Genomic DNA, 13,063 nt, shown 5'->3' on the forward strand with positions numbered 1-13,063 from the left:
CTAACCGATCTTCTTTCATTGTCAACGCAGACTTTGGACAGGCGTTAACGCATGCCTGACAACCAGTACACAAATCTTTTGCAGCTAAACACGGCATATAAGTCATTTCCCATCAAATGGAACTTTGAAAAAGAACCCTTCTAATTTACCTTTAAACATAAAAAAAGATTTCTTACTACCAAAAAAATCACCTTTCAAAAAATGAACAAACATTCCCGCAAAAGGACGTCCATACTGTCGCAATTTATAACTTAGAGGAAACTGATGCTTCTGCATTAAAAAACCTCCACCGCGAGAATAGCTATAAAATTTTTTTAGAAGATATGGTTTATCATAAACGTCCGTCTGTGTAGGATGATGAACTATCAATTCTGGCTTATACAAAACCCTAAATTTAAATTGTTCCATCAAAGTAAGCATATAATCAGTTTCTTCACCAGCACCTAAATTATAAGGCGAACCAATCCCCATACATTCATCAAAGGTTACACTTTTTTCATATTTGTAAAACATCGTATAGGAAATAGCAGCACAGCGTTTTACAGCAGTGATTTCAGCTTCCTTAGATGGAAATACAGAAGTTAGAACACCTTGTTCATTCATTCCTTTTCCAGAAACAGCTTGATATACCCCCTCCTGCAGAACTGCCAAAGCTTTTTTTAATGTATCTGGTTCATACCAGCAATCATCATCTGGAAAACAAACAAATTTTCCTTCAACCAAAGACAAACCTAAATTGCGCGCATGGGATAAGGAACAATGTTCCGTTTTTACATAAGTGAATTTAATTAGAGGATTAAGATTATCGAAAGCAGACTTATTATCTTCTTGATCAATAAAAATTAACTGCAGTTGGCTAAAATCAACACCTTGTTGCAAATTCAGGGAATTGACAAACCGAACTAGTTCGTCCTTTCGGTTCTGAGAAGTCTGAATTAAAGATAGTAGCATAAAAGTCCTTACTTTGCAAAATGTCTATGCAGAAAATCTCTATAAGTAATCCCAAGCATTGCACAAACCTTTTTTTCGAGTCTACAATACCAAGGCAACCAGGTTCCTGCAAAATGGTGAATAGAATAAGTTCTATCTGTTTTTTCAATTTTCCCAGTAGCGTAGGACTTCGGACTAAAGAAGTCAAACGGAAAAACAGGAAGATTATTTTCCATCGCCAACTTAGCTTCTTCCACGGTTTCTACCGATTTTAAAGAAAAATTGTTTTCTATTAAACAATCCCTAATTACCGCCGGCAACACACGTGTATTGAAAGAGCCGTCTTCATTCACAAAATGTTTATTTTCATAATGGTCTAGGCAAGCTTTTACCCAGCAACTTTCTTTTTCAGCCCCAAATGCAGCTACTTCCAGGCGTCCATCCTTGGAATTTTCATAGCAGAGCATAGTATTAAGGGACTCAAACTCATTAAATGACTTGAGAACTTCAACATCCATATCCAAATAAACGCCACCACAAGTGTACAAAGCGTACAACCTAATATAATCCGCTGCAAAGGCAAACTTTCGATTATCAAAAGCTTCATCAACCCAAGCAGATTTGCCCCTTGGGAAACGCTCAAAATTCCAAAGAATTACATCATAATCAGGTAGATGTTTTTTCCAGGATTCCATGCATTTTTGTAAATCTGCCGGAATGGGATCGTTGCTAAGCCAACAATAATGGATAATTTTAGGAATCATTTCAGTTCTCTTACAAATCATTCATGTTTACATTTTTTTGGACGATATACAAACAACAACAAAATAAAAATTGCAAAATACGACTCTCTTGTCGTTATGCTGTTAAATGTCATTATTATAGATAGGAAGCAACCTCCATACAACAGTTTTTGTCTTAGCGGATAAAATTCCATACAACATTGAACCATTTTTTGTGCAAAATACACTAGCGGAATCAAAAATAGAAGACCAAATCGGAACATAAAAATCAAAAGAATGTTTTCATTTATCAATGCTGAAAAACCAGATCTGGACATAACTTTTTGAACAGAGCCAGCATCAATCCCCAAAAGGAAATCCGAAAAATCATAATATTTAAAGATATCGAAAATCTTTGTTCTCGCACCGGCACTATTTTCATCAAACAGCCCCATTTCCAGTAATCGGCTTCCAAAACCAAACTTACTCATAGCTAAATATCCAATGAATACTCCCAAAAGGGCTAATATAAGTAAAAAAATACGTTTTGATGCCCCTATTTGTTTTAATGAAAAAATATGGCTCAAAAGAAAAATTGCATAGATAGCACCACATAAAACTATATCAAACCTACTGTTAAAACATAAAATAGCCAAAAAGCCTAAAATAAAGAGAGCATTTTTTTTAAACAAAGACAAAGATTCATCATACAAAAAAAACATCATTAACATTGTTGTTACAAAAGCACCGGCCAACCCATGCCCCCATAATGCAGAACTCCTAAAAATAATTTTTTCTCCTACGTACTCAATGGTAGATTTTACATAAAATGGAATTATATTGTACATAAAAATTCGTTCAAGCAAAGCCCACAAAGAATTTATAATAAAAAAAGACACTAATGTTTTTTTCGCTGTTTCCACAAAACAAACATCTGAAAAAAAAGATTCATCATTGCATATTACTGCTACTATTACAGGAAACATTAAGCTATTAACCAACATTAACATATCAACTTCTCGATTTGTTAGTTTATTGAAAACAGCTAAAAATATTAGGAACAAAGCATAATTCAATATATGTCTATTCGTCTTCTTTAACATTTTCTTTATATATGAAAATTTAATGAAGATAAACAAAAAAAGATAAAAAGCCCACGATACATGAGTTACCAAAGTATCGCCAGGTATAAAAAAGCACAAAGAATTGTAACTAACAAAAAAAAGAAGAACTACAGAAAAAATGAACAGTTTTTTTTTATATTCCATATAAGATTCCTACCATTTCTTATATCAGCAATAAAACAATTGACAACATTTGTTCCAAATGTAGAACTATCAAAAAAAACATCTATTATCGCGATTATTCACCTATCAAATACCCTTTTGATTTTCACTAAAAAAGGAAATCTATATTTTCTGCGCCATTTGACAAATTCATTTTTTTTCTTTTCAAAAAGATCAGCATAATCCTGATATAACGCACCCGATAGATAGAAAGAATCAAACAAAGCTATCACATCTTTTGAAGGATAAAGCAATGACCGGAACATCCAAATAACAACATCGAGCTTCTGCAATCGAAATAAATCATTCAAACGTTCATTAGAATCGTTAAAGATTTGCTGCAATTTTTGAATGAACAAAAAACGATTTTCAAAAGTTTTTTTCGACATCGTATTAGTAATAGACCCTCTATTCATTATATAATGATAGCAAGATTTATGTATATACGAAATTTTTGGTTCCTTATTTTTCAAAATCTTACACAACAAAAGTAAATCTTCACAGAAAAAAACATCTAAATCAAATTGTACGTCCCTGTACAAATCCTTCTTTATCAATTTATTCCAAAGAGCCCCCATCGATTTATTTTCTAACAAGGAATGCAACAATTCATTTGACGTTTCACATTCGGGCTGAATACATTCGCTTACATTGCCATTTAACTCTTTCTTGAAATCAGCAATCACCAAGTCTGCAGCATTCATCGTTGCACTTTGATATAAAATTTCAAGCATATCTTTTTCTACCCAATCGTCAGAATCAGCATGAATCACATACAAGCCTAGAGCAGCATTCACACCAATTTGACGTGCAGAAGAAACTCCACCATTCTTTTTATGTATTACTCGAACTCGGGAGTCCATTCCTGAATAAAAATCACAGATAGTACCAGACGAGTCCGCACTACCATCATCAATCAGCAATACTTCAAAGTTTTTAAAAGTTTGCTCAAGCAAACTATCAACACACCGATGTAATGTTTTTTCGGCATTATACACAGGAACGATAACTGAAATTAGGGGGCTATTCATTTAAGACAATTCATTTTTTAAAAAAGATAACGACTTTTTTTTCATAGAATCCAAAACATCATTATTGGATTCTATGTTTTTTTTCATCATCTCCAAGTCCAACAATTTTAACTGAGCTATATCGGTAACCATGTTTTTTTCAAGTCCAAAAGTTTTTAAAAGAGACTCAAATCGAGACAAGCCCCTATCTTTATTTCCAATAACAATAAAAGGCTTATTGAAAATAATACTAAAAACACAAGCATGAAAAGAATCTGTCACGACCATTTTGGCATCATAAAAGCCCTGAAGCCAAGATTCCACAGATGGAAGAATTCGCTTTTTTACAGGAGCACTTTTTTTCACCAATTCATTGTTAACAGCAAACGGACGCAAGCCCGTTTTTTTTACACAAAAGTTAAGGATTTGTTCTTTTTCAAAAGATCTGTCCAATATATAAGTTAAAAGAGAGTCCTCATTCTTATTAATATTTTTCTTTTTAAATAGAGAAATATAATCATTCTCATCAAGCAACATTGTTGGATCAAGGACTTGATCTGAGTCTACATATAAATGCTTCTTCAACAATTCAACGCCCGACGTTTCCCGTACAGAAATAGCATCAAACATAGGAATGCATTGAGAAACTGCTTTAGTTTCTTCATCCGTCATCTCCCAAGAATCAACACCCAAAGAAGCTGCATATGCGATTTTTTTTATTCTCATCTCTTTAGAAAAAGCCAGAAATGCATTCTCAAATTTTGTATTCCACATGCTTTTAAAATACATTGGACGCCACACTTGATCACTGCCAACAACTATAGCATCCAAATTCATCGTTATAATATCATCAAAATTATCAATTAAGACTTCATGCAAATAATTTTTACGAAATTTCCATACATGTTCATTAATAACAGGAGCTTCTTTTTTTTGCCTAATCTCTTTAAAAACAACGACATCTCTTCCTAAAATTTTTTTTACAATCCTTTTGGGTAACTGTTTCCATTTTGTGTTAGGGTATTGTTCTAAAGCATTAAAAATAACTACATCATGTCCCAAGCGTTCCAAAACCGTCTGCAAAGCATAAGCCTGCAATATACCACCATAATTAGTGTGAAGAGGAAGAGTCAGAATACCGATTTTCATGCGATTACCTCATACTTCCATTTTTCATAAAGTTTCTGTGAAAATCAAAAGCATGTTCCAAGTCAACCGGAATATGCAATCCCTTCGCAGACATTTTACCATACTTTAAGGCTTCTCTTAGCAATTCCTTATAATCCGGATGGGCACAATTCTCAATGATTTGAACAGCCCTTTGTTCTGCGGAAAGTCCTCGCAAATCAGCAATTCCCTGTTCCGTTACAAAGATCATTGTATCATGTTCAGTATGATCAACATGGCTTACCAAGGGAACTATGGAACTAATAGCACCATTCTTGGCTGTCGATGGAGTCATAAAAAAGCCTAACCGAGCGTTACGAGCAAAATCTGCCGCACCACCAATACCATTCATAATAGCGGATCCACAAACATGTGAGCTATTTACATTTCCAAAGATGTCGCATTCCAATGCCGTATTCATAGAAACTACACCAACTCTACGAATAACTTCGGCGCTATTAGAAATTTCTTGCTGACGCAAAACGAAATGTTTTTTCCAGTTGTCAATATTCTTCAAAAACAAATCCTGAGCAGATGCGGACAAAGTCAAGGCCGTTCCAGAAGCCACGCCAAGTTTATCATTTTGCAACAGAGGAATGCATGCTTCTTGAATCACTTCTGTAAATAAATTCACCTTCCCTTGATTTGGATTATTGGCCATTGCACAAAGTACAGCATTTGCAACATTACCCACGCCACTTTGATAAGCTAAACCTTTAGGAAGCCTTCCCTTTTTTTCTTCACTTGCAAGAAATTCTAGAATATAACCTGCAATTGTTTCCGATACAGAATCCGGCTGAACAAAAGGTTTTACTTCATCATAACAATCAGATTCCACAATGGCAACAATCTTATTCGAATCTAACTGAATGGAATCTCCAGCAACTCGATCAGAAACCTTTCGTATAGGAATCGGAGCTGATCCGGGAGTCAAATCGGGAACAAAAACGTCATGCAATCCAGCAAATTTTTCACCATACCGTGAATTCACTTCAAGAATAATTCTTTCAGCCTTTTCTAAAAAGGAAACTGTATTGCCTCCAGAAGTAGAAAGAATTACACGCCCATCATCATAGACATGGGCAACTTCAAGAATCAATGTTGTTGGAGCGGGTAAATAACCTTCTCGTACACGAGTCCCCATCAAGCCCAAGTGGATATCTAAATAATTCAGAATTCCCTTATTAGCACTTGAACGAATAGCAGCATTTGACTGATATGGAGCTCTAACAGCAATCGCATTAGCATTAATCAAAGCGCCATCACAAGATTCTCCAGTAGAAGCTCCTGAAAACAACGTTATGGAAAAAGGTTTTCCTTCTTCATGAAGTCGTTCAGCACGCTTTGCCAAAGCCAACGGAACAAGTTTTGGGTACCCTGAAATAGTAAAGCCGGAAACACCGACAACTTCACCATCGTGAATTAATTCTGCAGCATTTTCCGCTGAGCATATTTTTTCGCTAAGCATTGACATTTTTCTCTTTTTACATGAATATATCACGAGACATAAGATTAAAAAATCATCGTCCGCAAAGAGTTCCACAAATTTTTGGGGATATTCTTTTTAAGATATAATATACTGAAATACTACCAAATGTCGCTATCAATATCTTTAAAAGGAAGAAACATAGCATAAGCATATTATGATTTTGCACATAGTCTAAAGAATAGGTTAAATCTTCATTCAAAAAAAACGTCAACATTTTTCTTATTCCACGACCGGCGTAGTGCAAAACAAACAGATGAAATGCAAAAATAAAAAAGGTGCTTTCAGACCACTTCAAAAATAAATTTTTCACACTAGGGAACTTTTGTGACTTTGCAAACACACCCATACAATACATAACAAGAAAAACTCCAGTGCAAACAAAAAATGGATAAACAATATTTCCATAAATAGAATTATTACCATCCAATATTACTTCAACAATGAGCAAAATGAAAAACAATAGCAACAAAGAAAAAAAATATTTTTTATTAATTATACAAAAACAAAGCGTTCCCCTTTTTAGGCACAAATACGATCCTATACAAAAAAAATAAATTGAAGTCATACTAAAACCGGGAACAATCAAAGAAGTTTGAGTAATATAAAGAAAAGTCAAAACAGCAACAAAAATTGGCAATATAAACTTATTCGTCAAAAACACATAAAGCAACGGTGAAAGAACTAAACAAACCATCAAATTTCTAATAAACCACATTGGAATTAATAAAGGAGCTGTTGCGGTGGCACTATTTCCCCACAAGTCCAAACGACCAATGTTCCAAACCTCGCTGCACCAGAACATTGAAGGAATCTTCGATGGACATTTCAAAAATATCCAATAAATTAGGATCCATATAACATAAGGAATCAATAAAGAAAGCACCCTTTTCTTCATTTTTTTCTGCCATATCTGAAAATTCCAATTTTCAAGATTTTGAAAAAAAAGGAAACCGGAAATAACAAAAAAAATAGGAACTGCTAAATGAGAGAGAACGTGACTAGCAGCTATTTCAAAGTATACGAAAAAATTCGAAAAACTCATGTTAGCTGAAAAATCACAACTATCCCAACCTTCAATAGAGATATAGCAATGAACGGCAACAACAAGAATCGCCAAAGGGAATCGTAGATAGCTAATTAACAAGGAATCAACCTTACTCACAACAGCACCTCTAAAGCAACCATTTTATTGTTTTACAGCCAAGCCAAGATCTTCAAAAACTTTTTTTGAAAAAACTTTTCGTCCTTTCAAATTCATAAATAACGAATTAAAGAAGTATTCATTCTTTCTTAGTTCTGCATTTACACTATAATCCAGGAACAGAACTTCCGGTCTGTTAATTTTAGTGATAAAATCATAGACATAGTATTGTATAGCTTGTTTTGGGATTTTTTGATATAATGATTCCGACATCGGAGGGAAAACGAATACAGGACGTAAATTTCTTTCTTGTAGAAAGGCAATTATATTTTGCGCAATAGCAGCCGTTTCTAGCATCGCTTTTTTTAGCGGTTCTGTTAATGGCTGTTGTAAAGATCTAATATCAAACTCTTTTTTCCAAGCATCTATAAAAGAGTCTGCACTACATTGCATTTCTGCCATAGACATAGTTTGGTCCGTAATGTTCAACATTTGATTGGCGGAAACATCTTTAAACAAGTATTTTATGGCTTTTTTGTTAAATAACAACGGATACTTATTATACTTGTAAATTTTTTGAGCATTTGGAAGGATCCTAATTTGCCAACTATCCAAGATATTTAAATACTTAACATAATAATCAACAGACCTATATCCTGGTTTGGCATTTAAATATTCCGAAACAGAACTAAACAATACTAACGGCAATAAAACAACGCCACCTTCTTTCAAAAAAGAATATCTGTACTTTAGGATTTCAAAATCCATATTTAGGCCTTGAGTACCTGAACTCCAGTTTTCACCAAGGACATCACCATAAAAGAAGGCAAATAAAGCCGGATTGCTTCCAACATTAACTATTTCAAGATTTCTAACCAGATATTTGCGATACCCAGCATTTGAACAGAATTTCTTTGTATAGATAAACTTATTGGTCCACCAATTTGTTCGTTTCAACATTTTATTACAAAGTAAAAACGCAGTCAAAACAAGTACAATAAACAAACCCAACAAGGTAACACCAAATGCAACTACATGGTTAAAATACAAAGCTGCAGCAAACATTAACATCCAAAACAAAATAATCAATTTAAGTTTTTTTTTCATAACAATTTAAAACCCTGGGCAATTCATTGATTCTGGATGAAATTTAAAGTTTTCGTTCAAAGAAGAAATACAATTCATATCTTCATCAGACAATGAGAAATCAAAAACACCAACAGACTCTTTTAAGTGTTTAGGATTATAAGTTCTAAATACCGGAGCAATTCCCTGTTGGATATGCCAACGCAAAACTATCTGTGGGATCGTCTTTTTATATTTTTCGGACAACCTAATCAATGTTTCGTTTTCTGTAATTTTAGGAATCATCTGCAACAAAGATGTATATGCTTGCACTGTAATATTTTCATTTTTACAGTAATCCATTAAACTCGGAACCGTTCTAAACGGGTGATATTCAAATTGAGCAACATGAGGAACAAATCCATTCTGTTTCATCGTTTTCAAATGGCGTTCCAAGACATTAGCAATGCCAATAGCTCTAACTTTTCCTGTTTTATAAATTCTTTCAAGAATTCGATAATTTTCAACATACACATCAGGAACAGGCCAATGTAAAAGCATCAGATCTATTTCGTCAACACCAAGAGTCTTCAAAGAAGCATTCACAGCATCTTCTACCCGACCTGACAATTGTTGTCCATTTCCAATTTTAGTAACAATGAAAATATCTTCACGCTTATATTGTGTTTTTTGAGTTAACCATTTAATGGACTTGCCTAAAAAAGCCTCACTTTTACCGTAATCATGAGATGTATCAAAAGCACGAATACCGCAATCTAAAGAAAGCTTAATAATATCCAAAAAAGACTTGGAACTTCTATTTGCGTAATCGCGCAAAAGAGGAATTCCTTGTATAAGATTAGGCATTTTAACGCCATTAGACAATTCTATACGACTATCACTCATTTTCTCAACTTATTCCGAATTTTTGAAAAAATACTTTGTCTTATATCAGGGCTTATTCCTAAAAACAAAACCATTATTGCAAGAATTGAAACTGTAGAAACAGAAGTCAACACAATTCTAAAAATTGACGATGGAATGTTAGATACAATAACCAATCCAACAAATGCCGGCAATAAAGCCAAACATATACATTTCAGATAAACAACACATGTATATCTAAAAATGCTAAAATCAACATCTCTTTTTAAGGAAAGCAATTCTAGATAATTGCATACTACATAAACAAACATCATGACAAAGAACATCACATACGCAGGGCATCCCAACCGAAACAAAATGTACGTTCCAGGAATTTGAACAGCAACACTTGTCGATCCAGAAACAACATTCATAAATTTAATTTTCCCTGTTGCATGAACCGCAGTGATTACAGGTCTAGCAAAAGCTCGAATTAACATAGACAGCATAAGCAATCGTAAGAAAAGTACAGCATTCTCCGGAACTTCAACCAACCATAAGGACAATAATTTCGGAGCTTCTAAAAACACCGGTAAAGTCACCATAAATAAAAGATAAAAGCCAAATTTAGACCCTTCAAACACAAGATCCATCATATCATTAATACGGCCTTCCGCATATCTTTTCGTAATTTGGGGATTAACTGCAGTCATAAAATTATTCACAAATTGCTGAATTATATTTTCTACCTGGTAAGCCAATCCTCTTGCTGCATTAATGGTTACTCCAAAAAACATATTTATTAACAAATTGAGTCCTTGAGAATTTCCGGTAGCGCAAAAAGATCCTATTAAATCCCATAACGAAAAAGAAGCTATACTCTTATACAACGATTTATCTTTCACGATAGACAATTTCGCTTCTGCAAAATTTGTACGGCAGTACATTCTATAAAAAATTTGAAGTCCACAACTCCACGCCATAGTTAAGGCTCCATAAGCAATCAACACATCACTAAAAGGCACATACATCAAAATAAACAAAAAACAAATTTTCCAGGCAGCTTCTGCGATTCCAACCCATGCATAAATTTTCATTCGTTCATGAGCTATAATTGACGCACCGTATGGCACCTGAGTCATAGAGAGCATACAGCTAACAATGGAAAACTGATAAAGCCAATTCGCAGCAGCCACTCTACCCGCAGGTATATTCATCTTATTGTGCAGAAACCATAATCCCACAGTTTCTGCAAGAATTAGGACTAAGAATGCAATCGCAACATGCATTAAAAATGCTGCATTAAAAGTCTTTTTGAGATTATCAGCGTCTCCCTTTCCTAAGGCAAATGTCAAAAAGCGGCTAGTTCCCGAAGAAAGAGTACCGTTGATAATGGTAAACATAACAACAATACTTCCCACAGCATTGTACAGGCCGTAATCAGAAACACCAAGTACTTGTAAAACTATTCTAGATGAAAAAAGTCCAACGCCCATTACCAACAACATTCGCAAATAAAGGAATGCCGTATTTTTTACGATTCGTTTGTTAGACGTTTTTACCGATTCCATTACAGTTTCCAGGCAATGTGTTCTTGAACAATCTTAGCAGGGTTTCCTGCAACTAGACAATGCGCAGGTACATTCTGATTTACAACAGTATTTGCGGCAATTACTGATCCTGCACGAATTTTTACGCCAGGGCAAACATGGACGTTACTGCACAGCCATACATGGTTTTCAATAAGAACAGGGCGAAGGATTTTGTATCCATCCATAACAATCATGTGAGCATTGGTATCTCGAATATCAACGTCACGACCTGCAGAAACATGTCCCTTCAACTCTATTTTCTTTCCACAAACTAGAGTGAAATTGATATTAGTACCCAATTCATCAATAAGTAGTTCTGCATTTGAAAAGACCTCTACATCGGAACCGTACATAATACGGGCAGCTTCATTTACCACCATCTTAGAATTCGGTTCCAGTAAAAGTCTAGTTTCTAACTTGGACGAAAGAACTTTCTTTGTTCCTAAATCAAAAGGACCATGTAATTCCAAAAGGGCACCCTTCTGGAACTCTATTACCGTATTTGAATGCGGATACAGCAATCCATTATTCAGCCAATCTGTTTTTACATTCTTGCAAAAAATGTTGTAATACGCAAATTTAAAAAGGTTAACCTTCTTTTTATATGCTGTTTTAAACGGTTTTAAGTACAACTTTATTTTTCTTTTTAAACTAATTTTTTGCACCTTACCAAAGAATGCGGAATACTTAGGAACAACATCTTCAATTAGGTTCTTATCCAGGTCTTCAAAGAAAGCATCCCTATCACACTTAGGCGCACTCTGCTTATGCAACAATGCAGGATTTCCTGGAAGAATGTCCTCTATGCAAGATTCTATCCAATTGATTTTAGACTTGATTTTTTCAAAGAATTCTAAGCCTCGGGAATTATTTATAATAACGGCAGATGTTCCTGCATTATCATCGAGAGACTTATACTTAGGATTTTTTTCACAGCCCCAAAAATCAGCAATGGTTATGTCGGCCATTCTAGGAAAGCCCTTAAACTGGCAATCATAACAAGAAGGGCGGCTTACAATATTCCCATGGTATGCAGTGCTATAAAGATCATTATCTTTAGCACGGCAATACAGCGATTTGCCGTTTGCAAAATCAAATCGTTTCACTAGGCTTCGCCAGCCTAATTCTTTATCCTTAAATTTAAAACTCGAAAGTTTGCTACCAGCTTTTCGTTCCCAATAATCCAAGTATTTGGCAAAGAATTTAGGTGACGTAATGCTTTTGCAAATTAAATCTATGATAATAAGATTTTCATAATCCTTGCGGAGAAAACTGCGCAAACCGGCCATCTGGCAAGGTGTTCCACATACAAGGACTTTTTCACCTGCATTCAGCAACTTTTTTACTTCGGTATAGAAACCTCTAGTATCACTTTGCGAATATTTACTTTGACGCAAGCGTACAAGGTCATCTGGATTGTTACTAATAAAATGTGCCACAGACCAATCTTCACGGTAAATGGCGCCACCAACATAACCACCATCACGATACATCTGCTCTGCTAGAGCAGAAAAAAGGCCACCAGTGGTGCTGCCAAAACGCGTTTCAATGTTTTTATGCGTTGCAGCAAAACAAACAGGCTTTTCGAATTCATTCTTTTTGAGTTCTTCTGCGTGCAACTGTGGGCAGACTTTTTCACAAAGTCCACAATTTATACAAGATTGACTATCAACAACAGGATACCAAAAGCCTTCTACATCAGTATTAAGGCTTATAGCCTTTTTAGGACAAACATCATAGCAGGCATTACAGCCACAACAATTCTTCTTTTCAGAAATATTGATCATATACAAAAAA

The 13,063-nt window shown here is 34.7% G+C and carries 11 protein-coding genes; all 11 read right to left on the minus strand.

Annotated features, from left to right (window positions below):
* Nucleotides 1-102: 102 nt before the first annotated feature.
* Complete coding sequence (locus MJZ26_10200) at nucleotides 103-879, minus strand: glycosyltransferase family 2 protein (protein ID MCQ2106150.1); 777 nt, start codon at nucleotides 877-879, stop codon at nucleotides 103-105.
* A gap of 80 nt (nucleotides 880-959) precedes the next feature.
* Nucleotides 960-1,694: a glycosyl transferase gene (locus MJZ26_10205; GenBank protein ID MCQ2106151.1), complete on the minus strand. Its 735-nt coding sequence runs from the start codon at nucleotides 1,692-1,694 to the stop codon at nucleotides 960-962.
* Nucleotides 1,695-1,711: 17 nt separating this feature from the next.
* On the minus strand, nucleotides 1,712-2,662 hold the full coding sequence (locus MJZ26_10210; protein MCQ2106152.1) for a hypothetical protein: 951 nt from the start codon (nucleotides 2,660-2,662) through the stop codon (nucleotides 1,712-1,714).
* A 356-nt stretch (nucleotides 2,663-3,018) separates the two neighbouring features.
* Nucleotides 3,019-3,969 carry a glycosyltransferase family 2 protein gene (locus MJZ26_10215; protein MCQ2106153.1) on the minus strand — a complete coding sequence of 317 codons (951 nt, stop codon included), beginning with the start codon at nucleotides 3,967-3,969 and terminating at the stop codon, nucleotides 3,019-3,021.
* Nucleotides 3,970-5,097 carry a polysaccharide pyruvyl transferase family protein gene (locus tag MJZ26_10220; GenBank protein MCQ2106154.1) on the minus strand — a complete coding sequence of 376 codons (1,128 nt, stop codon included), beginning with the start codon at nucleotides 5,095-5,097 and terminating at the stop codon, nucleotides 3,970-3,972. It abuts the gene before it with no gap.
* Between the two features lie 4 nt (nucleotides 5,098-5,101).
* Nucleotides 5,102-6,589 (minus strand): acetyl-CoA hydrolase, encoded by a 1,488-nt coding sequence (locus MJZ26_10225; protein MCQ2106155.1) that lies wholly within the window; start codon nucleotides 6,587-6,589, stop codon nucleotides 5,102-5,104.
* Between the two features lie 46 nt (nucleotides 6,590-6,635).
* Complete coding sequence (locus MJZ26_10230) at nucleotides 6,636-7,766, minus strand: acyltransferase (GenBank protein MCQ2106156.1); 1,131 nt, start codon at nucleotides 7,764-7,766, stop codon at nucleotides 6,636-6,638.
* Nucleotides 7,767-7,790: 24 nt separating this feature from the next.
* The gene (locus tag MJZ26_10235; GenBank protein ID MCQ2106157.1) at nucleotides 7,791-8,852 is read right to left on the minus strand and encodes a hypothetical protein; all 1,062 of its coding nucleotides are present in this window, start codon (nucleotides 8,850-8,852) and stop codon (nucleotides 7,791-7,793) included.
* Between the two features lie 6 nt (nucleotides 8,853-8,858).
* Entirely contained in the window at nucleotides 8,859-9,716 is an 858-nt protein-coding gene (locus tag MJZ26_10240; protein MCQ2106158.1) for an aldo/keto reductase, read from the minus strand.
* Nucleotides 9,713-11,245, minus strand: a complete 1,533-nt coding sequence (locus MJZ26_10245) for a hypothetical protein (protein ID MCQ2106159.1) — start codon at nucleotides 11,243-11,245, stop codon at nucleotides 9,713-9,715. The genes MJZ26_10240 and MJZ26_10245 overlap by 4 nt, the downstream gene beginning before the upstream one ends.
* Nucleotides 11,245-13,053: a Coenzyme F420 hydrogenase/dehydrogenase, beta subunit C-terminal domain gene (locus tag MJZ26_10250; GenBank protein MCQ2106160.1), complete on the minus strand. Its 1,809-nt coding sequence runs from the start codon at nucleotides 13,051-13,053 to the stop codon at nucleotides 11,245-11,247. The genes MJZ26_10245 and MJZ26_10250 overlap by 1 nt, the downstream gene beginning before the upstream one ends.
* Nucleotides 13,054-13,063: the final 10 nt, after the last annotated feature.

The sequence above is a fragment of the Fibrobacter sp. genome (assembly GCA_024398965.1).
In the GTDB taxonomy this organism is placed as follows: Bacteria; Fibrobacterota; Fibrobacteria; order Fibrobacterales; family Fibrobacteraceae; genus Fibrobacter.

Bases quoted from the DNA above. Each gene is read 5' to 3' on its own strand.
- MJZ26_10205 (MCQ2106151.1), bottom strand. From the start codon at position 1,694: ATGATTCCTAAAATTATCCATTATTGTTGGCTTAGCAACGATCCCATT.
- MJZ26_10210 (MCQ2106152.1), bottom strand. From the start codon at position 2,662: ATGTTAATGTTGGTTAATAGCTTAATGTTTCCTGTAATAGTAGCAGTA.
- MJZ26_10215 (MCQ2106153.1), bottom strand. From the start codon at position 3,969: ATGAATAGCCCCCTAATTTCAGTTATCGTTCCTGTGTATAATGCCGAA.
- MJZ26_10220 (MCQ2106154.1), bottom strand. From the start codon at position 5,097: ATGAAAATCGGTATTCTGACTCTTCCTCTTCACACTAATTATGGTGGT.
- MJZ26_10225 (MCQ2106155.1), bottom strand. From the start codon at position 6,589: ATGTCAATGCTTAGCGAAAAAATATGCTCAGCGGAAAATGCTGCAGAA.
- MJZ26_10235 (MCQ2106157.1), bottom strand. From the start codon at position 8,852: ATGAAAAAAAAACTTAAATTGATTATTTTGTTTTGGATGTTAATGTTT.
- MJZ26_10240 (MCQ2106158.1), bottom strand. From the start codon at position 9,716: ATGAGTGATAGTCGTATAGAATTGTCTAATGGCGTTAAAATGCCTAAT.
- MJZ26_10245 (MCQ2106159.1), bottom strand. From the start codon at position 11,245: ATGGAATCGGTAAAAACGTCTAACAAACGAATCGTAAAAAATACGGCA.
- MJZ26_10250 (MCQ2106160.1), bottom strand. From the start codon at position 13,053: ATGATCAATATTTCTGAAAAGAAGAATTGTTGTGGCTGTAATGCCTGC.